The organism is Glaciecola sp. G7-5, assembly GCF_055808975.1.
Genome location: NZ_CM147892.1, coordinates 3,711,299 through 3,733,403, shown reverse-complemented (window position 1 = coordinate 3,733,403; position 22,105 = coordinate 3,711,299). Strand labels below are relative to the sequence as shown.

Below are 22,105 nucleotides of genomic sequence, written 5' to 3'. Positions count from 1 at the left end.
TAATTAAATGAAAACCGCTAAGTTCCTATCTATATTTTTTGCATCGCTATTGTTTTTAACAGCGTGTGGCGGCGGTGGCGAATCACTTAGCCGAGACGAAGGCTTGATAGACCCAAATTCGCCTACTCAACCCAGTGACGACATGACGATTGCTATGTCTATTCTTGACCCTCAAGGTAGCGAGCAAACGCAGTTAGTCGAAGGTGTGCCGCTGAATGTAAACACTCAGGTACTCGATGCCAGTGGAAATCCCGTTGCCGGTCAGGTCGTGACCTATCAATTGAGTCAAGACCAACTTGCCAATTTCAATAACGATACAGGCACTGGACTAACGAATAGCGATGGTATTGCGACAATACAAATGACCGTTGGTGAATTATCAGGAAGTGGAACGGTTACCGCTAGTATCGACAATTCAGCGTCAGTAAGCTTAGGATTTACTAGTTTAGGTACGCGTCAAGCGATTCCTTCGTCACTTGCTCTTTACGCGAATGCTGTTCAGCTCGCGTCAAGTGGAGGAGATGAAATCGAACTTATCGCCGTAGTTAAAAATGAACAAAATATTCTGTTGCCGAACGTTGCGGTGTCTTTCTCTGCAGATCAAAATGCTTCTTTATCAGGCATTGATTTGCAAACCGGTGAAGACGGAACCGCGAGAGCGTCGCTTACCACCCAAAACAATAAACAAAATCGGACGATCACGGTTTTAGCTACCGCTGCAGGGTTGTCTCAGTCTTTACAAATAAATGTGGTTGGTACTGAAGTAAATATCAATGGCGCCTCTTCGGTTATTATTAATGACACGTCTCCCATCACTATTGTTTTGTCGGATTCAGACGGCCTTGGTATCGCTAACCAAACCGTGAACTTATCAGCATCACTGGGCACGATAGACAACCCAACACCTGTGACAGGAGCGAATGGCCAAGTCACTGTAAACTTTACGTCGAGTCAAGCGGGTACGTCGGTTATTACTGCGAGTGCGTTAAATACCACTACGGCATTCAACTTAGTGATACAGCAAGATGATTTTAGTTTCGATTCGCTACCTACACAGAGTTTAGGTGTGAGCCTTGACCATCCTTTGCGTTTACGCTGGTTTAAAAATAATGTGCCATTTGCTAATGGCTCAGTAGAAGTGACCACTTCACGCGGCATTATTAGTGTAAATGGTGTGCCAGGTGAAAATCAAACAACAACTGACGCAAATGGTTTAGCGACAATTAATATTAGCTCTGATTATGCCGGACCTGCGTCAATCTCAGCAATTGGTATCGACAACGATGGCAATGAAGTGACTGCAAGAGCTGCCATCGAATTTGTTGCCTCAACTGTGGATAGTATTTTTGTTGATGCAACGCCTGATTTGATTGGTCCAGAAGGACAAACGACGACTATCACTGCAGTGGTCAGAGATGAGCGCGGAAATCTAGTAAAGGGCAAAGTCGTTAATTTTAGATTAGTCACCGATGCATCTGGCGGAAGCATTTCGCCTAACAACGCGATTACCGACAGTAACGGCATCGCCTCTAGTGTTTATACATCAAATGCGGTTAGTGGTGATAATGGCGTAACAGTAGAAGCGCAAAGTGATAACGTTGTTGGTCGTACAGAACTCACCGTGGGTGATAGAGCATTTGATATCAGTATGGGTACAGGTAGTAGCATTCAAATTCCTGATACGTCTACTTACTTAAAAGAGTTTGCGGTATTTGTCACTGATGCTTCAGGACGCCCAGTTTCTGATGCAGAATTAACCGCCACAGTAACGCCAACAAGTGTTAGCTCCTACTTTAAAGGCACATGGGTATGGAATGAAGTTGATTCTATATACACAACTGTTATGCCCGATGGTACGTCCTTGGTGACAGCAGTATGTAACAGTGAAGACGTTGACAAAGATGGCCGCCTCGACGCAACTGAAGACACCAATGGTGACGAATTGTTGACTCCAGGTAATGTCGCCTCAGTCAGCTTTAAGGACAACGTGTCACGAACTAACGAGTTTGGTCAGGCAACGCTTCAGGTTCGCTACCCTAAACAATTTGGTAACTGGACTCGGGTCGTTTTAAGTGTCTTTGGTCAGTCAGCAGGGTCAGAATCGATGCAATCGCAAATCTTTGGATTGGGTGTTGCGGCGGCCGATTTAACAGAACAAGCTTCACCACCTCCTAGCAGTCCATTTGGATCAAGCACTGTGTGTACAGACAGCAACTAACGCTAGTGTGACAATGATGAAAAAAGGGCTTTGATATGCGTATCAAAGCCCTTTTTAGTATTTGCTGCCATCGGCTTTACTGAACGAAGAAGCTTACTTTTGAAAAGGATACACACTGCCTAATTGCATAATTTGTGTTAATTCATCTAGGGCGCTTCGAGATTCGTTCAGTAATTGAGGATCGGCTAAATCTGAAGTGCTCAACACATCTCTGTAATGTTTATTGACCCATTCATTTAAACGCTCAAACAAAGCATCATTCATTATCGCATGCTGATTTACTGCCTTTTGCTCTGCCGCTGTTAATACTACGCGCAATCGCAAACATGCTGGACCACCGCCATTTTGCATACTTTGTTTTACATCAAAAAAGTGTACGTTTTTAATTGGGTTGTTGGCCGCTACTACTTCAGCTAAATAAGCATTTACGGCGTGATTATTTTGGCACTCCATTGGCGCAATAATAACCATTTCGTCGTTAGGTAAATTAATCAATTGTGTATTGAATAAATAGCTACTCACTGCATCTTGTATACTGACTTGTGATGTGGGCGCTTCTATAAAATGAAAGTCATCAAAGCCATACGCTCCGAGTATTTGTTGTTTCACTTTTGCGGTATCTAGAAAAGCTTGCTGATGATAAAACAAGACATTTTTATTGCCTACTGCAATAACGTCATTGTGAAAAACGCCTTGGTCAATAACATCTGGATTTTGTTGTGCATACACAACATGTTTTTCTTGTAGGCCATGCAAGCGGGCAATCGCTTGGCTCGCTTCACGTGTTTGCCTAGCAGGGTACTTCTTTGGCATGGGTTTGCTATCGTCAAATGCATATTTCCCGTAAACGAAAAACTCTAGCCCTTGTTCATCATATTGACGACAAAAGCGAGTATGGTTAGCGGCGCCTTCATCACCAAAATGGTCGTTTTCTGGTAAATGTTGATGATGAGTAAAATGCGCTTCATCTTTAAAAATAGCTTTGAGAATATTGCCACTGACCGCCGGCTCGATTGAGCGATGAAATTTATTGGTTAAATTAGCGGGTGTAAAATTTACTTTAGCATCAGCACAATCCGCACTAGGGGATACCGTAGCGGCATTGGCAGTCCACATGCTTGATGCGGAACATGCAGCTAAAAACACCGCAGGTGCTTCTTTTGCAGCGCGCGTAAGTACTTGTTCATCTTTACCGCCAAAGCCTAATCTACGTAAACTGTGCACATCGGGCCGCTCTTGTGGCGCAAGAACACCTTGTAACATTCCCATATCAGCTAAGGACTTCATTTTCTGTAAGCCTTGAAGTGCGGCTTGTTTGGGGTTGCTTGACGCATTGGCATTTGATTTTGACGCGACGTTGCCAAAGGACAGTCCAGCATAGTTATGGGTAGGGCCGACTAGACCGTCAAAATTGGCTTCAACTGCTTTCATATAATGTACTCCATATTGCTGGGTTGCTGATACGCGCGATAATGTTATTATGTCGCGTCGTTGGCGCAGAATTATACGTACTTAAAAACACTTGCCAATGAATTTTTACGAAAAACCCAATAAAAACAATAGCTTTAACAATTCGTTTTAGATATTTATACGGTTCACCTTGTTTTCTATTCACTTTGCAGATATATCTTAAAAAGAAAACAAACATTATCAATGCAACAAGTTCGTAATAGTTAAGTTGCAATTCTCTATTTTTACAAGGTTTTTAATTATAAATGGGCAAATCACTCGTTATTGTAGAATCACCCGCTAAAGCGAAAACGATAAATAAATATCTAGGTAAAGATTTTATTGTTAAGTCGAGCGTGGGTCACATAAGGGATTTACCAACTAAGTCGCTTGGCTTAGTTGAACCTAAAAAACCAGCGAAAGAATTAAAAGAGTGGGACGATGACGCAAAAGCCGATTATCTTAAAACGTACGAGTACCGAAAACTCGTTGATCGGATGGGCGTGGACCCGCAACAAAATTGGAATGCTCACTACCAAATCTTGCAGGGCAAAGAAAAAGTCGTTAGTGAACTGAAAAAGCTGGCTAAGCAAGCTGATACCATATATCTCGCAACGGATTTGGATAGAGAGGGAGAAGCTATCGCATGGCATTTGCAGGAGTTGCTGCATGGCAAAGATAAAGAATTTAAGCGCGTAGTCTTCAATGAAATTACGCAAACAGCCATTCAAGATGCCTTCTCAAAACCGGGTGTTGTTGATATCAATCGTGTTAATGCGCAGCAAGCTCGCCGTTTCCTAGATCGCATCGTAGGCTTTATGCTGTCGCCTTTGCTTTGGAAGAAAGTCGCTCGAGGTTTATCAGCGGGTCGCGTGCAATCAGTAGCTGTGCGTTTGGTTGTTGAACGCGAACGTGAAATCAAAGCCTTTGTTCCTGACGAGTTTTGGGATATCCATGCGGATTTAGCGAGTAAAAAGATAAAGACTGACGCTGCGCAGTTACGCATGTTAGTCACAAAACAAAATGATAAAGCGTTTAAACCGCTAAACGAAGATCAGGCAATGAGCGCGGTTAGCACGCTCGAAAAAGGCGATTTTGAAGTACTTAGTCGTGAATCAAAACCGACACAAAGTAAACCTTCGGCGCCATTTATAACGTCAACCCTGCAACAAGCAGCAAGCACCCGTTTAGGTTTTGGCGTAAAGAAAACCATGACAATGGCCCAGCGACTGTACGAAGCTGGTCATATTACTTACATGAGAACTGACTCTACTAATTTAAGTGGTGAGGCAGTAAACGCATGTCGCGATTATATTAGTAATAAGTTTGGCGCAAAGTACATTCCAGAAAATCCTATTCGTTATGGTAGTAAAGATGGCGCTCAAGAAGCTCATGAAGCAATTAGACCGTCGAACGTGGTCGTAACTGCTACTAGCCTTACCGAAATGGAAAGAGACGCTCAGCGGCTCTATGAGCTCATTTGGCGTCAATTTCTAGCTTGTCAAATGACCAATGCCAAATATGATGCTACCACTTTGAAAGTAAAGGCAGCTGAATTTGAGTTATCTGCTAAAGGTCGCGTGCTGTTGTTTGATGGTTGGACACGCGTAATGACGCAATTGAAAAAGAAAGGTGATGCTGAAGCCGAATTACCCGATCTAAAAGCGGGCGATGCACTGACTTGTGTCGCGATAGATCCGAAACAACACTTTACCAAGCCCATCGCACGCTTTAATGAAGCCTCATTAGTTAAAGAGCTAGAAAAAAGAGGAATAGGGCGGCCGTCAACTTACGCGAGTATTATTTCTACGATTCAAGATAGGGGCTATGTCCGTCTTGATGCCAAGCGCTTCTATGCTGAGAAAATGGGAGAGATTGTAAACGATAGGCTTGTTGACAACTTTGCTGAGCTTATTAGCTACGATTTTACCGCGAACATGGAGCAGAGTTTAGATGACATTGCTCACGGTGAACGAAAGTGGAAAAAAGTGCTGGATAACTTTTACTCCGATTTCTCGGAAAAACTATCGTTAGCAGAAAAAGGCCAAGACGAAGGCGGAATGTTACCTAATCAAGCCGTTCCAGTGGATATAGCTTGTCCCAAATGTGGTCGTCATATGAATTTAAGAACAGCCAGTACAGGAGTATTTTTAGGGTGTTCTGGTTATGCACTACCACCCAAAGAGAAGTGCACGCAAACTATGAACCTCGTGCCAGGTGATGAAGTTATTAAGGTGGATGATGAAGAAGAACTTGAGACTGAAGCCTTACGCGCTAAAAAACGCTGCCCAGTTTGTGAAACTGCAATGGATAGCTACTTAGTTGATGAAAATAGAAAGCTTCATGTTTGTGGTAACGTACCAACTTGTATGGGCTACGAAATTGAAAAGGGCACCTTTAAGATAAAAGGTTATGATGGCCCTGTTATTGAGTGTGATAAATGTAAAAGCGACATGGAACTGAAGAACGGCCGTTTTGGTAAGTACTTTGGTTGCAGCAATGAAGAATGTAAAAATACGCGTAAACTGCTTAGAAACGGAGAAGCCGCGCCACCTAAAGAAGATCCGGTGTTCCTACCTGAGTTAGAGTGTGAAAATTCAGACGCACATTTTGTCTTAAGAGACGGTGCTTCTGGTATTTTCTTAGCAGCTTCAACCTTTCCACGTTCACGTGAGACGCGAGCGCCCCAAGTGCAAGAACTTGCGAGATTCAGAGATAGAATATCACCTAAGTTCTACTATTTAGCCGATGCACCTGATCAAGATCCAGATGGTAACCCTGCTATAGTGCGTTATAGTCGTAAAACTAAACAACAGTATGTTATGTCTGAAGATGCAAACAAAAAAGCCACTGGGTGGTCCGCTTGGTATCAAGATAAGAAATGGGTTGTGGATGATAAACGCAAAAAGCCTGCGAAAGCGACTAAGGCAACAAAGAAAACAACTAAATCGGCAAAAGCTAAAAAGTAAATTTAGTGAGTAACAAAAAAGGGACCTAAGGTCCCTTTTTTAACATCTTGAGTTTACGCGGCTAACTGCCGGGCTTAGTCATTGGTGCACTGACACTATTTTTAGCTTTTGCTAGTGCTGCTGATTTATCTGGCGCGATATATTCGCGTCTATCAGCGTCAGCCATCGCCTTCGACGCGATTTCCCCATCACCAGTCTCTATCGATTTAGGATTAGTATTGGGACTTGACGTGAAGTTGAGTTTAGCTGTTGTTTTCACGGGCGCCGATTTAAGGCCAGTATCGTTTGCTTTTGCTGCGCTCGCTTTTTTCGGTTTAGCGGCTGCTTTTTTAGGTGCTGCTTTAGCTTCTTCCTTACCTTCTTCGCTTGTATCACTTGAAGCTTGTTTTGCTACTGCTGCCTTGCTATCTTCGCTAGTGGCCTCATTAGCTCCTTCTTTAGCTTCAGGGGTCTCAGATACTTCTTTCGCTTCAGGTGTTTCAGATACTTCTTTAGCCTTAGTGCTTTCTTCAGGACTATCCTCTGCCGCTTCACTTGCTTTTTTCGCAGTACTTGCCTTTGCCCGCGTCTTTCTTGGCTTTGCCTTAGGCTTTTCTGGCGAAGCATCGGCCTGAGCTTTGCTTTCATCGTTTGTAGCTAAATCAATTTCTGTTTGAACGGAACTGTCGTCTTTTTTGTTCTCAGCTTGATCTTGGGTTGACTCGCTGCTGTCTTGGCCACTTACTTCTTCTTTTTTGGCTTGCTCATTAGCTTTGTTTTTGCTCACTTCAGCATCAAACATTAGTTCAACTTGTTGCGACTCTTCAGTGTTACTTTGCTTGCGTTTTTGACCAGCTGCACGAACATGTCGAGCAGAGCGTCTGCGCGCGCGGCCTTTGGTTTCTGAATCATCATCAGCTTCGTTTTGTGCGTCTGCAGACTCACCTTTTTCAGCAGTTTCTTTAGGTAGCGCTTTTTCTTCTTGCGCCTTAGGTGTATCGCTTACTGGCTTTTCAACTTCCTTAGGCGTTTGTTGAGTGTCAGTATTTGCTTGTTCCGCTTGTTTATTAGAGCTAGCAGCTGTTTGCGCTTCAGCTTTGGCTTGGCCTTCAACTTTTTCAACTGTAGTCGTGGCAAGCGCGGCCGTTGTATTGTTATTTGTATCTAGCTCATCGTCACTCACACGTACAGTATTGCGGGCAGGTCGTCTTGAACGACGTTGCTGCGGTTTTCTGCGCGCCTGCTTTTGTGGTTTATCTGCATTGCTATCTTCGTTTGTTTCTGTTTTAGCAACCGTCTCAGTGGCTTTTGCATTGTCGCCAGCCGCTTTATTAGCTGGCTTTCGGTTTGGTCTATTGTCATGGCGCTTATTGGCGGCCGGAGTTTGTTTTTCGTTTTCGGCGGTATTATCGCTTTTAGGTCCAGGTCTAGGGCGTTTATTGTTACGATTCCTGTTGCGATCATTTCTGTCGCCTTTGTTATCGTTACGATTATCTGAGCGCGGACCTCTGCGTTTGTTTTGGGTTCCTCTGCGTTGCTCAGGCTTTTTAACTTCTTTTGGTTCAACTTCAGGAGGGCTGAAAATGTTTGCCACCCATGCGCCAATCTTGCTGAGCAAACCAGTACTTTTAGGCTCTGGAGCAGGTGCATCAGGTGTTGCTGCTGGTGCTTGCGCAGGTGCCGACATTCCTTGAAGTACAGGTTCTTCACGTTTCGATACTTTTGCCGCAGGCGTATCTGCTGCGGTTTCTTTTTCTTCCACTAAATCAACGTTATAACTTAGGTCTGATACAACCTCAGCTTCACGGCGACGTAAAATTTGGAACTTAGGCGTTTCTAAATTAGGATTTGGAATAACGATTAAATTCACGCCATGACGAGATTCGAGTAATTGAATAGAAGGGCGCTTCTCGTTTAGCAAATAGGTAGCAACGGTTACTGGAAGTTGTGCTTCAATTTGGCCTGTATTGTCTTTAATACATTCTTCTTCCATGATCCGTAAAACAGACAAGCCTAAAGACTCAATCCCTCTTATCGTGCCATAGCCGTCACAGCGAGGGCAGACATTATGTGCAGATTCGCCAAGTGATGGACGTAAACGTTGGCGAGACATTTCTAATAAGCCAAAACGAGATATTTTACCTAGTTGAATGCGTGCACGGTCACTTCTGACTGCGTCTTTCATTCTATTTTCAACTTCACGTTGGTGTTTAACCGGCGACATATCAATAAAGTCGATAACAACTAAGCCACCTAAATCGCGTAAGCGTAACTGACGTGCAATCTCATCAGCAGCTTCAAGGTTAGTGTTATAGGCGGTTTCTTCTATATCTCCACCTTTCGTTGCTCTTGCACTGTTGATATCAATAGAGGTTAGTGCTTCGGTAGGGTCTATTACAATTGAACCACCTGACGGTAAACGCACTTCACGATTAAAAGCTGATTCTATTTGGGTTTCAATTTGATAATGCGAAAACAGTGGAACTTCACCGGTGTATTGTTTTACACGGTTAGCAAAATCAGGACGCACTAGTTCAATATGTTTTAGCGCTTTGTCATATACTTCTTTGTCGTCGATCAGTATTTCACCCACATCGCGACGTAAGTAATCGCGTATAGCGCGCACGATAACGTTACTTTCTTGATGGATGAGGAAAGGCGCAGGTTTACTCTCAGCGGCCTCTGAAATAGCTTCCCAATGATGGATTAATACACCTAAGTCCCATTTTAACTCTTCAGGTGATTTGCCAACACCCGCGGTTCTGACGATGAGCCCCATACCTTTTGGTACATCTAATTCGCTTAGGGCTGATTTAAGATCGGTTCTTTCATCGCCTTCTATCCTGCGAGAAATCCCGCCTGCGCGAGGATTGTTTGGCATAAGTACTAAATAGCTACCCGCTAAAGATACAAATGTCGTCAAAGCAGCGCCTTTTTGGCCACGTTCTTCTTTGTCGATTTGCACAATGACTTCTGTGCCTTCTTTGATAACTTCTTTAATGCTTGGGCGACCGTCGTATCGATAGTCTTTTGGAAAGTAGGTTTTGGCGATTTCTTTAAGGGGAAGGAAGCCGTGGCGGTCAGCGCCATAATCTACAAAAGCGGCTTCAAGACTGGGTTCAACTCGCGTTATCGTCCCTTTATAAATATTTGCTTTTTTTTGTTCGTGTCCGGGGCTTTCTATATCGAGGTCGTAGAGTTTTTGGCCATCTACTAGGGCGACGCGCAACTCTTCTTGCTGAGTTGCATTAATTAACATTCTTTTCATATTGTAATAGCTCTGTGTCTATACAGAATTATCAGCAAACAGGCTTTTACGCAGAGACTCACGCCTGTGCAGTGTTATTAGTGCCTGATATGTAAGAACGTAGATAAGATAAGCTATCGAATTATTGCTTTTAGGACAGGCAATAAGCGGTAAAAACGTTCGTGCTTATATTGTCCCTAGCCATTCTAAAGCTATAACAGGAGTGCAATTTTTAGTTTTACATGAGGTGAACAAGTACACAAGCGGTGTACATTAATCAAAAACCTAAAACATATACTCGGTGTTAATTCTGCTTGACTCTTTCTTTTCTTACAACTTCTGAGTGCTTAAATACTTCAATCACTCAATCTACGGCGGTCTATTAAATTGTGTTATCACCAAATGGTTTTTCATTTGGCGTTGCCTGTTGTTTGCTGTTTTATCTGCATTGTTTCAATGCGTGTTCTACCCTTGGCGTGTATGACTTCTTAACACTTTAGTCGGGAAAACACAGTAAATTCATCTTTTTGCGTAGGTACCGTGAACATCAATCCTTAATTGTTATGCTCGGTAATCGCTCATGACTTAGTAAATATTGAGTGGAGCCTTACGGGCTCATTTAACGACGGGAATTCCCACTTTCGTTAATCTCGCATGTCATGAGTAAAAGCTCAGAAAGTGCGTATGTTATTAATAAATATGCATCTTTTCGTAGAGCGTTTCTACACAATGCGTGATACTATCACAACAGTTTTACATGACCTAGATAAATAAGCATATAATTGTCATATGCGAAGGGCATGGTCACATTGAAATATAGGATTGTTAATGGCTGATGGCTTCGACAAAGTACAATTTGTCACCATTGAAGAAGAAAACCACCTTCAACGAATCGACAACTATTTAATTAGTAAAATGAAAGGGGTGCCGAAAAGTAAAATTTATCGTATTTTACGCAAAGGCGAGGTGCGTGTTAATAAAAAGCGCGCTAAACCTGATTACAAATTACAATTGAATGACAATCTGCGTATTCCTCCTGTAAAAATGGACGAACTTGCTCCGAAGCACATCAATACCGACAACTTAGACTACATCCAAGATGCCATAATATATGAGGATGATCGCTTATTAGTTATTAATAAGCCCTCGGGCATGGCCGTGCATGGCGGCAGTGGTTTAAGCTATGGTTTGATTGAAGCACTGCGAGCATTGCGTCCTAATAGCCAATACTTAGAATTGGTCCATCGTTTAGACCGAGATACCTCTGGTTGTATTGTTGTAGCTAAAAAACGTTCAGCTCTACGCCATCTTCACGAGCAATTACGCGAAAAGAAGATGGACAAAACCTACCATGCATTGGTGCAAGGACATTGGCCTGAAAAGCGTACTAAGGTAAAAGCGAGCTTGCAAAAAAATCAATTACAAAGTGGTGAGCGCATGGTGTTTGCTGATGAAAATGGTAAACCAAGTGAAACTCAGTTTGTATTAATTAAACATTTTGCCAAGGCGAGTTTAGTTGAAGCAAAACCTATCACCGGAAGAACCCATCAAATTAGGGTGCATTGTCAGTTTGCAGGCCATTGCATTGCTAATGACAGCAAATACGGTGATGAGGAATTTACAAAATATGTGCGCACCTTAGGCTGTAAAAGACTTTTTTACACGCTAAACGAATTGAATTCGTGCACCCATTGAGTGAGAAAAGAGTCGTGTTTGAAGCTCCGTATGACAAACATTTGAGTCATCTGATGAAAGCATTAGAGAACGCATAAAAACGTACTGGAATTGTAGACCTCATCAAGCGGAGAAATAAAACAGCATGAATACATCGATTGGCAAAGATTTGAGCCAAGTTAGTCATATTATTTTTGATTGGGATGGGACAATTATGGACTCAGCCGCCAAAATTGTGTCATGTATGCAAAAAGCGGCGATTTGCGCTAACTTACCTGTGCCAACTAAAGCGGCTGTTGAGCATATTATCGGCATAAGTCTGTTGCCGGCTATTGAGCAATTGTTTGAAATAAACCAAAGTAAAGCAAAAGAAGTGCAAGGTTTTTATAGAGACATATTTATAGAGCAAGACCAAAGTGCTTGTCGCTTATTCAATGGAGCTCACCAAGTCCTTGACTATTTATCTAAACGCTACGTGTTAAATGTGGCAACGGGAAAAGCGAGAAGAGGCTTGCAGCGTGCGCTAGATACGACTTCCTCAGCAATCTACTTTAGCGATACAATTTGCGCCGATGAGGCAATGTCTAAACCATCGCCCGACATGTTATTAAAATTACTTGAGAGACAGCAAATACAAGCTCATCAGGCGGTAATGGTTGGCGATACTATTTATGATATGCAAATGGCGCAAGCTATTGGTATGCCCAGAATAGGGGTTTCTTACGGCGTTCATGATAAACAACAAATACAAATTCACGAACCCGTACATATAATCGATGATTTGGCTGAGTTAAGCCAAATTTTCAAAGGTCGAGTTGATTACAATAGCTAGTGTACAGAGCGTGATTGCTTTTTATGCTAATAAAAAAATTAAATAAGGGCGAAGGTCATTTTACAGCAATGAACAATACAGCAATGAACAAAACAGCAACGAACAATACAGCAAATGAATACAATATCGTCATTAATCAAATTGCCGCGATTACAAAAGGTGAAAGTAACATGATTGCAAATATGGCGAATATTAGTGCAATTATATTCAATGGCTTGCCGGATCTTAATTGGGCTGGATTTTATTTATGCGAAGGTCAAGAATTGGTACTAGGACCATTTCAGGGACAGCCTGCTTGTATAAGGATCCCATTTGGTCAAGGTGTCTCGTGGCACTGCCATCGCCACGCAAACGATTCAAGTTATCGAAAACGTCCATGACTTTGACGGCCACATCGCGTGTGATGCAAATTCAAATTCAGAATTGGTTGTGCCTATTATACGAAATGGCGAGTTGATTGGTGTACTTGATATCGATAGTCCATTGGTTTCGCGCTTTGACCAAAAGGATGCTGATTGTTTCTCGAAAATTGTCGATATATTAATTGATACCTTGGATTAGCTAAAAATGAAGCATTTTGTAGATATTCATACTATATTATCAACTCCTCAAGATATGGATGATATTCATGATGATCCGTATACCGCAAGTGATAAATTAAACGAGGTATTACACCTTGTTTATGACATGTCAGACGACGATGTTCCACGAGAGGAACTTGAGAAAAAATTAAGTTTTGTATGGGAACATTGGCATCAAGACAAGCATTTATCTGATATTGAGGTTGACGATTTAGTCGATTGGGTGGATCATTTGTTGAATACTTGGGATACTGATGCCCACAACGACGACGAATAAACAGAAGTAATTGGATTCAATGGAACAAGAAAAGTTAACAAACCAAAAAGAAGCTTTGGCTTTTTTGTGTAGCAAATACCCGAAATGCTTTTTTTGGAAGGGCCTGTAAAGCCACTGAAAATAGGGATATTTCAAGATATAGCGGCTGATATCGGTGACTCTGAGCTTGTCAGTAAACGACTGTTGCGGATGAGTCTACGCCATTATACGAGCAGCTGGCGTTACTTAGGTGCGGTTAAAGCTGGGACAGCCCGCATTGACTTGCAAGGTAATGAAGGCGAAGCGGTTGAAGAGCAGCACGCAGAGCACGCGAGCGAACAGTTAAAAGAAAGTAAGGCAAAAGCCGCTAAATACCGCGAAAATAATCCTAAGTCTGCGAAAAAGCCAACTACAAAACACAAAGGCTTTGCGAAAACCAAAACGACAGACGAAAAACAGGCTAATAGTGGGGACGGAGCTGGAAAGGAAACCAAGTCAAATGCCAATAAAAAACCTAAGAAAAGGCCTCCAACTACTAGGCCGGTCATTGAGCCACCAACACAGATAAGTGATGCAGAAATACAAGTAGGTGCAGATGCCTTGGTCAGACTTGGTAAAGAACCAATGCCGGTTACTATTACCGATATCGCTAAAGATGGTATTTCGGTGCAACTAAAATCGGGGATGACAGTCAAAGTTCAACAATCACAGTTATTCAGTTCAAAAAAGGCTGTTAAAAAATAACCAAAATTTTTGAGGGTTTCTAAATATGCGATTAAAACAAGCAAATAAACTTGCTTTATCATCATTCGCGAAAAAAACAATTTTCCTAGCCCTAGCTAGTTCGATTACTTTTTCTGCTTTGGCGTATGCGTCTAGTTTTGTGGACAGCAGTACCGCTACCACACAAGCCTCTGATGTTTCGAGTGAAGTCTTAGTTTTACCAGAATTGACGCAAGAAAAGCAACATGCGAAATCCGTTAGGCGCATTTCAGATTTATTTGTAAGAGCGCACTATAAAAAAGTGAAAATTGATGATGATTTATCAACACAGATTTTCAATCGTTATCTAGATTCCCTTGATAGTAGTAAACACTTTTTCTTAGCGGATGATGTTAAAGTCTTTGAAAAATATGCGACCAAATTTGATGAAGCTATCAAATTGGGCGACCTGACGCTAGCGTATGATATATACCAATCAAATTTAGAAAGGCGACAAGAACGCTATGAATACGCGCTTACCTTGTTAAGTGATGAGTTTGATTTTGAAGCGAAGAATGACAAATTCTTTTATGATCGTGAAGATGCAAATTGGGCTAACTCTGAGTCAGAACTAAATGAGTTATGGCGCCAACGCGTAAAGTATGACGCGCTTAATTTAAAGTTAGCGGATAAAACATGGGAAGAGAGTAAAGATATCCTTGAGAAGCGATATAAACGCGCAATTCGTCGCTTAACACAGACCAACAGCGAAGATGTTTTTCAAACATTGATGAACGCTTTCGCTAGAAGTATTGAAGCGCATACTAGTTATTTGTCTCCGCGCAACACTGAGCGCTTTCAAATGAATATGAACTTATCACTTGAAGGGATAGGTGCGGTATTGAGAAGTGAAGAAGATCATACCGTTATTATGAGCTTAGTTGCTGGCGGACCAGCAGACAAATCAGGGCAAATAAAACCACAAGATAAAATTATTGGTGTTGCCCAAGAAGACGAAAAAGCCTTTGTTGATGTTGTTGGCTGGCGTTTAGATGAAGTTGTTGACCTAATCAAAGGGCCAAAAGGATCAATTGTGCGCTTGCAACTTCAAAAAGGCGGAACAGACAGCAAAAAGATCAGCGAAATAGAGATTACTCGTGACAAAGTAAAACTAGAAGACCGCCAAGCTAAAGCAGAAGTGTTTATAGGCAATGATGGTCCGAATGCGGGTAAAAAGTTAGGTGTTATTGAAATTCCATCGTTTTATCACAAGCTACACATCGACGTGATAAAGCTCATAAGAGATCTCGAAAAAGAGCAAGTAGAAGGTATTATCGTTGATTTACGCGGTAACGGCGGTGGTAGTCTACCTGAAGCAATTGCGCTAAGTGGCTTATTTATCGACCGTGGACCGGTTGTACAGATTCGTTATGAAAGTGGTAGAGTTGATATCGAAAAAAATAGAGATGGCATTGTTTATTATGATGGCCCTTTGACCGTGATGGTTGACCGCTTTAGCGCATCAGCAAGTGAAATTTTTGCTGCTGCAATGCAAGATTTTGGACGCGGTATCATTATCGGCGAGCAAACGTTTGGGAAAGGGACCGTGCAACAACATCGTTCTCTAGAACGCGCTTTTGATATGTTTGATAACCCCATTGGTGCAGTACAATTTACAACCGGTAAGTTTTATCGCATTAATGGTGGCAGCACGCAACACCTTGGCGTTAAACCCGATATCTTATATCCCTCAGCAATCGATCCAGAAACATGGGGTGAGAGTAGCGAAGATACTGCATTACCTTGGGACAGCATAGATAAAGCTAGCTATGAAGTGCTTGCTGACAACTCTGCGATTATTGAAAAATTAACCGCGAAGCACACGCAAAGAACGAAAGCAGACCCTGAGTTCCAATACATTTTTTCAGATATTGACGAGTATAATGAAAATAAAGATAAGAACTTTATTTCCTTGGTCGAGTCAGAGCGCGTTGCTGAGAAGAAAGAATCTGAAGCTAAGCAGTTAGCGAGAGTAAATGAAAGGCTGAAGAGACTTGGTCTACCGGTGGTTGAATCTTTGGAGGGTGACTTGCCAGAGGCGCTTGAAGAAATTGACCCGTTTTTATCTGAAGCCGCTAATATCACCTTTGATATTATCGAGTCTGGTAGTTACGCGTTAAACCACGCAATTGACAACAGCAACAAACAAGCACAATAAAATTGGCGCCTTCGAGGCGCCTTTTTGTTAGCATAGCAAAAACATAAAAAATAAAAATAATAAAAGAGGTAGTTATGAGTGCACGCGGTCAATTTTCCTCGCGGCTAGGTTTTATTTTGGCAGCTGCGGGATCTGCCGTTGGCTTAGGTAATATTTGGGGTTTCCCAACAAAAGTTGCTGAAAATGGCGGAGCTGCCTTCGTCGTGATGTATCTCGTTATGGCTTTTTTATTAGCCTATCCGGTGTTAATGGCAGAGTTAATTATTGGCCGCGCGAAACAAACCAACATGATTGACGCGCTGCAAAAGATTTCTGGTAACGTTAGCGGTACCATAACCGGAAGCGTGGGTGCTATTACCGTTATTCTCATTTTAGCGTTTTATAGCATCGTTGCTGGTTGGATGATTTCTTATCTAATAGACTCAGTTGCAAATATTAGCACGCTAAGCATTCCATGGTTAACCAACAACTCAATTTCTCGTAATCTACTTTTTACTGCCGTATTTTTAATGTTCACCTGCATCGTGGTAATAGGCGGAGTGAGCAACGGTATAGAACGCTGGTCGGTTAGGCTTATGCCTACTTTATTGGTCTTAATTTTACTCTTAATTGCCTATGTAAGCACCCTAAATGGTGCAGCAGAGGGATGGCGCGCGTTCTTGGTGCCTGATGTCAACCGCGTATTAGATCCTGCGCTGATGATAGATGCAATGGGACAAGCCTTTTTCTCTATGTCCTTAGGGGTAGGGACAATGTTGGTTTATGGCTCATACATTCAAAAGAATGAGAATTTGCCCAAATTAGGTGCCTCGGTTGCGTTGGTCGATATCGGAATAGCGGTACTTGCTGGGATGTTGATTATTCCGGCCATGTATGTGGCATTGGCAAATGGTGTAGAAATATTCAATGATGGCAAGCTAATTTCTGGTGACACCTTAATTTTTCAAGTACTACCATCACTGTTTGTGACCATGGGCTATGTTGGTACTTTTGTCGCCTTTGTATTTTTCATGTTAATGACAATAGCCGCTTTAACCTCATCTATTTCAATGCTTGAGGTACCCGTTGCGTACTTAGTCGACAACAAAGGAATTAAACGTAAAAAGGCAACTATTTTACTCACTATATTAGTTTTTGCGTTAAGCGCGATTATAGTGCTTAACTTCAATGCTTTGTTTGGTTTCGTGATCACGCTTACTACTGTATATAGCCAACCATTATTAGGCTTGGTGCTTTGTATCTTTGCGGGTTGGGTTTGGCGTCGCGACCAAATACTTGAAGAACTCAAGCAGGGCAGTGAAAACATGGAGCACAGTTTATTTTGGAAAATTTGGCCGGTCTATGTAAAATTTGTATGCCCAGCAGTCATCGCTTTGATGTTTTATCGCTCCATCATGTGAGTCGACTAAGACAATAAGAAAAACTGTCGATGTTAAGCACCGAATAATATGGAAAATAAAATGAGTTCACACATAAAAGAACCTTCACTGCTAGACGCACTAATCCCCATTATTGTATTAGTGATTTTGATGTTCAGTGCAGTAATGCTTTATGGAAGCGATTCCTCTTATGGGCCAAATCAGATAGCTCTTTTAATGGGTATGTTTTTGGCGGCCATTATTGGCTTGAAAAACGGACACAAATGGGCCGATATAGAAGAGGGGATGATCAAAGGTATTTCGATGTCTTTGGGGGCATGTTTAATTCTTTTAGCGGTGGGTGCGCTAATTGGTACCTGGATGCTAGCGGGCACTGTGCCAACACTTATTTATTATGGCTTATCGCTGTTGAGCCCAACCTTCTTTTATGCGGCAACTTGTATTATTTGTGCCGTTGTAGCGATTAGCATAGGCAGTAGTTGGACTACCGCTGCAACCATCGGTGTTGCCCTTATTGGTGTGGCAACCGGTATGGACTTATCTCTACCGATTACCGCAGGCGCGATAATTTCTGGCGCGTACTTTGGTGACAAATTATCTCCTTTATCTGAAACCACAAACTTAGCGCCAGCAATCGCGGGTACTGACCTATTTGAACATATCAAATATATGATGTGGACCACGATCCCTAGCTTTTTTATTGCCATCATTTTGTTTGTTTTATTGGGTTTTAACGTAGAAGTAACAGATTCTGTCGAACGCATTCAGAGCATGCAAACACTTTTACAAGATGAATTTACGATTGCCTGGTATACGCTTATTCCATTGATTGTATTGCTTTTTTTAGCAGCCAATAAAACACCCGCGTTCCCAGCTGTGTCTATTGGTGCTGCGCTAGGTGCCATTTGGGCATTTATTTTCCAGCAAGACGTGATAGCCACAATGACTCCGTTAATCCAAGATGATGGTTTAAATGACCTTGTGCTAACCATTTTTAGCACATCGCAAATTGAAACAGTAAAGAGTTTAATGGTGACATGGACGGCTTTATTTAATGGTGTTACTTTTGAGACACCTGATAAAGACTTAAATTCTTTATTGTCCCGCGGGGGGATGGTAAGTATGTTAAATACCATTTGGTTAATCATTTGCGCCATGTCCTTCGGTGCTGTTTTAGAACGAATGGGGTTACTTAAAGCTATTGTTTCAGCCTGTCTTAAAGGTGCAACGAGTGCTGGCGATATGATTAGCCGTACAATTTTAACCTGTATAGGGACTAATCTAGTTACCGCTGATCAATACATGGCCATTGTTATGCCTGGTAGAATGTATAAAGAGGAATTTAAAAAGCGTAACCTTCATCAACTTAATTTATCAAGAAGCTTGGAGGATGGCGGTACCCTAACATCACCACTAATTCCTTGGAACACTTGTGGTGCTTACATGAGTGGTGTACTTGGTGTACCTGCATTTGAATACATATTCTATGCCTTCTTCAATCTTATCAATCCAGTACTGGCTGTCATTTACGCCTACTTGGGGATCAAAATATTGCGTTTAGACCCGCCAAAGGTCGAAATCAAAGCATAAGACCAAGCCCGCTACGATAGTAATATGCAGTCGTAGTGGGCATCGTTTCTCTTTTCAATGAGGTATTTATACACATGACAGCAACTGTAATGAGTAAAAAAAGACTCGATTATTTACCGCCAAGCCATACTATCGAGACAGTGGATTTAAGCTTTGATTTATCTCCTGATTGCACTACTGTGACCAGTGTCTTGACGATAAAACGACTTGATGAAAATGCGACGTGCTTATTTTTAAATGGCGAAGACTTGTCCTTAAGATCCATCGCATTAGATGGTCAAGAATTAAAACAAGACATCGACTATTCCTTGCTGGACAACGGTTTAGAACTAAAGTCTTCTTTAGGAGAATTCACACTTACCATCGTTAATACGATAAAACCTAATGAAAATACTAGTTTAGAAGGGCTCTACTATTCTAATGATGCCTACTGTACACAATGTGAAGCAGAAGGTTTTCGCAAAATCACGTATTTTCTTGACCGGCCAGATGTTTTAGCGACCTACACGGTGACTATTAACTCAACGCGAGAAAGCGACACTTATTTGCTGAGTAATGGTAATTTGATAAAAGATACCGCAATGGTGGACGGCAAAAGGACATGCGTATGGCAAGACCCATTTCCCAAGCCCTGTTATTTATTTGCCTTAGTTGCAGGCCATTTTGATAAATTGAGCGATCATTTTGTGACCCAAAGCGGGCGCAGAGTGTCGTTAGAGCTTTTTGTTGACGAAGGTCGTTTAGGACAGGGCCAACATGCCCTAGATTCCTTAAAAAAAGCGATGCGATGGGACGAACAAACTTATGGATTAGAATATGATCTTGATATTTACATGGTTGTTGCGGTCGATTTCTTCAACATGGGGGCGATGGAAAACAAGGGCTTAAATGTTTTTAATTCCAAATATGTGCTCGCCGATGCAGATACGGCGACTGATGAAGACTATTTTAATATTGAATCAATAATAGCGCATGAATATTTTCATAACTGGACTGGCAATAGAGTTACCTGCAGGGACTGGTTTCAATTAAGTTTAAAAGAAGGCTTGACGGTGTTTCGAGATCAGCAGTTCTCGGCCGAGATGTATAGTGAGTTGGTGACGAGAATTAGTCAAGTGAATGTGATGCGAGAGCACCAGTTTGCAGAGGACGCTGGGCCAATGAGCCATCCTATTCGACCCGATGAAGTGATGGAAATGAATAATTTTTATACCGTTACAGTCTATGACAAAGGCGCAGAAGTTATTCGAATGCTTCATACTTTGCTTGGTAAAGAAGGTTTCCGCAAAGGCATGGATGAATACTTCGCTCGTTTTGATGGGCAAGCGGTTACCTGCGATGATTTCGTAAATGCAATGCAAGATGCTAATGGTGTAGATCTCACTCACTTTAAGCGTTGGTATTCGCAGTCAGGAACACCAGTGATAAAGGTAGAACAAGAAGCCGCAGGCAAACATCAAACAGTGCTTAACTTTACCCAAATAAATAAGGCAAGTGCTGATCAGGCCAGCAAACAAGACTTATACGTGCCCATTCAAATGGAGTGTTTTGACGAACACGGTAATAAAGTTAAGACCGGTTTGAAAAATGATACATTAATCATTGATGGCACAAATAAACGTCTTACCTTAGATGTTGAAAATGACTCGTTAACACCGTCTTTATTACAGAACTTTTCTGCGCCTGTCATTATTGAATATCACTACAGCTTAGCGCAATTAGTAGTCATCATTGAAAATGCAACTAATGACTATGCAAAATGGGAAGCCGCTAACAAAGCTTATATCATGCTAGTTAAACAAATGTATTCACTTTTTGATGGTGCAGAATTTGCTGACTCCCAAGAAGTAGAAGAAGGCATCAATGCCTTGTCAAATACTCTCAAAACAATAAGCTTGGCACCTGAAGTTCTGGCACAAATAATTACTTTCCCGAGTACAGAAGCATTAAGTTCACACATAGATAAAGTAGATCCACTGCGCTTGCACTTTGCTCGAAATCGGGTCCTTAACATTTTTGCAAGAAGCTTGCAGTCATTTTGCCTAGCGCACTACAAAGATTTAACTAAAAGTGATGCTAGCTATGCCTATGACAAACAACAAGTAAATGACAGAGCACTTAAAAACACTTGTTTACAATTACTTGCCAGTGCTGACCTTCGACTTGCTACTCCATTAATACGGTATCAGTATTCTCATGCGAATAACATGACTGACCGATTGGGCGCTCTGAAAGCCGCACAGTTGATTGAAGGGGAGGTTTTTGATTCGCTCATGTTAGCTTTTGAAGCGCAATATAGTGGCGACGCAGTGGTCATGGACAAATGGTTTGCCATGCACGCGAAATCTAGCAAAAAAGATATTTTAGCGCATTTGGATTTGCTTCAAGCGCACCAACAATTTTCGATAAAAAATCCAAATAAAGTGAGATCCTTAATCGGTTCATTCGCTTTTTACAATACGCTTGGTTTCCATCAAGTTGATGGCTCAGGTTATAAGTATCTGACTGATTATTTAGTACAATTGGATAAAATAAATCCCCAAGTCGCCTCACGGTTAATAACACCGCTAATGCAATATGCTAACTATGCCGAAGAAAATCAGCGATTGATGAAAGCGCAGTTACAACGACTTTATGGTGTACAAGGCTTGAGTAAGGACTTGTTTGAAAAAGTGAGCAAGGCACTTGTTGCCTGAGTAAGCTTAGACATCGTACTTTATGACGAAAAACGAATTTGGTGGTAAAAAGCACTATTTCTCTGTCAGCATGAATTATGCGCAGTGTGAGGATTTGTATCGCCAACAGATCCAGTATTTAATCGTCACGAGTAGTGAGGGGCTGAGAATCAGACTTCCTAAACAGCACATGCAAAAATTCATATCGCCTAAGGGTTTACAAGGAAATTATGAATTAATAATTGACCAAAACAACAAGTTCAAGAGTATCAAGTGTATAAATCGTTAATAAAATAATCTATATTTAACGATTGAAATTCAATTGGATATAGGGAA

12 protein-coding genes and 2 pseudogenes are annotated in these 22,105 nt (G+C 41.7%); 12 read left to right on the top strand and 2 right to left on the bottom strand.

Annotation, left to right across the window (positions count from 1 at the left end; all coding sequences use genetic code 11):
• The first annotated feature begins 7 nt into the window (after nucleotides 1-7).
• The gene (locus AC0L6H_RS16450; protein ID WP_473390240.1) at nucleotides 8-2,218 is read left to right on the top strand and encodes an Ig-like domain-containing protein; all 2,211 of its coding nucleotides are present in this window, start codon (nucleotides 8-10) and stop codon (nucleotides 2,216-2,218) included.
• 93 nt (nucleotides 2,219-2,311) lie between these two features.
• Here AC0L6H_RS16450 and astB read toward each other — a convergent pair whose 3' ends face one another.
• Nucleotides 2,312-3,649, bottom strand: coding sequence for an N-succinylarginine dihydrolase (gene astB, locus AC0L6H_RS16445; RefSeq protein WP_473390239.1), 1,338 nt, complete (start codon nucleotides 3,647-3,649; stop codon nucleotides 2,312-2,314).
• A gap of 284 nt (nucleotides 3,650-3,933) precedes the next feature.
• Here astB and topA point away from each other — a divergent pair, with 284 nt between their 5' ends.
• Entirely contained in the window at nucleotides 3,934-6,636 is a 2,703-nt protein-coding gene (topA, locus tag AC0L6H_RS16440) for a type I DNA topoisomerase (protein ID WP_473390237.1), read from the top strand.
• A 61-nt stretch (nucleotides 6,637-6,697) separates the two neighbouring features.
• Here the strand turns inward: topA and rne are convergent, their stop codons facing one another.
• Nucleotides 6,698-9,883, bottom strand: a complete 3,186-nt coding sequence (gene rne, locus AC0L6H_RS16435; RefSeq protein WP_473390236.1) for a ribonuclease E — start codon at nucleotides 9,881-9,883, stop codon at nucleotides 6,698-6,700.
• An 807-nt stretch (nucleotides 9,884-10,690) separates the two neighbouring features.
• Between rne and rluC the strand changes: the two are divergent.
• From rluC to AC0L6H_RS16385, 10 genes and pseudogenes are all read left to right on the top strand, one after another.
• Nucleotides 10,691-11,634 (top strand): annotated as a pseudogene (gene rluC, locus AC0L6H_RS16430) (23S rRNA pseudouridine(955/2504/2580) synthase RluC).
• 47 nt (nucleotides 11,635-11,681) lie between these two features.
• A complete protein-coding gene (locus AC0L6H_RS16425; RefSeq protein ID WP_473390235.1) occupies nucleotides 11,682-12,368 on the top strand; it encodes an HAD family hydrolase in 687 nt (228 codons plus the stop codon).
• Between the two features lie 83 nt (nucleotides 12,369-12,451).
• Nucleotides 12,452-12,929 (top strand): annotated as a pseudogene (locus tag AC0L6H_RS16420) (GAF domain-containing protein).
• Between the two features lie 6 nt (nucleotides 12,930-12,935).
• Nucleotides 12,936-13,226: a hypothetical protein gene (locus AC0L6H_RS16415; RefSeq protein WP_473390233.1), complete on the top strand. Its 291-nt coding sequence runs from the start codon at nucleotides 12,936-12,938 to the stop codon at nucleotides 13,224-13,226.
• 84 nt (nucleotides 13,227-13,310) lie between these two features.
• Complete coding sequence (gene proQ / locus AC0L6H_RS16410) at nucleotides 13,311-13,949, top strand: RNA chaperone ProQ (RefSeq protein ID WP_473390232.1); 639 nt, start codon at nucleotides 13,311-13,313, stop codon at nucleotides 13,947-13,949.
• 25 nt (nucleotides 13,950-13,974) lie between these two features.
• On the top strand, nucleotides 13,975-16,125 hold the full coding sequence (gene prc, locus AC0L6H_RS16405) for a carboxy terminal-processing peptidase (protein ID WP_473390231.1): 2,151 nt from the start codon (nucleotides 13,975-13,977) through the stop codon (nucleotides 16,123-16,125).
• Nucleotides 16,126-16,199: 74 nt separating this feature from the next.
• Nucleotides 16,200-17,525 carry a sodium-dependent transporter gene (locus tag AC0L6H_RS16400; protein WP_473390230.1) on the top strand — a complete coding sequence of 442 codons (1,326 nt, stop codon included), beginning with the start codon at nucleotides 16,200-16,202 and terminating at the stop codon, nucleotides 17,523-17,525.
• 60 nt (nucleotides 17,526-17,585) lie between these two features.
• Nucleotides 17,586-19,094: a Na+/H+ antiporter NhaC family protein gene (locus AC0L6H_RS16395; protein WP_473390229.1), complete on the top strand. Its 1,509-nt coding sequence runs from the start codon at nucleotides 17,586-17,588 to the stop codon at nucleotides 19,092-19,094.
• Nucleotides 19,095-19,168: 74 nt separating this feature from the next.
• The gene (gene pepN, locus AC0L6H_RS16390; RefSeq protein WP_473390228.1) at nucleotides 19,169-21,790 is read left to right on the top strand and encodes an aminopeptidase N; all 2,622 of its coding nucleotides are present in this window, start codon (nucleotides 19,169-19,171) and stop codon (nucleotides 21,788-21,790) included.
• 22 nt (nucleotides 21,791-21,812) lie between these two features.
• A complete protein-coding gene (locus AC0L6H_RS16385) occupies nucleotides 21,813-22,058 on the top strand; it encodes a DUF2835 family protein (RefSeq protein ID WP_473390227.1) in 246 nt (81 codons plus the stop codon).
• Nucleotides 22,059-22,105 lie beyond the last annotated feature (47 nt).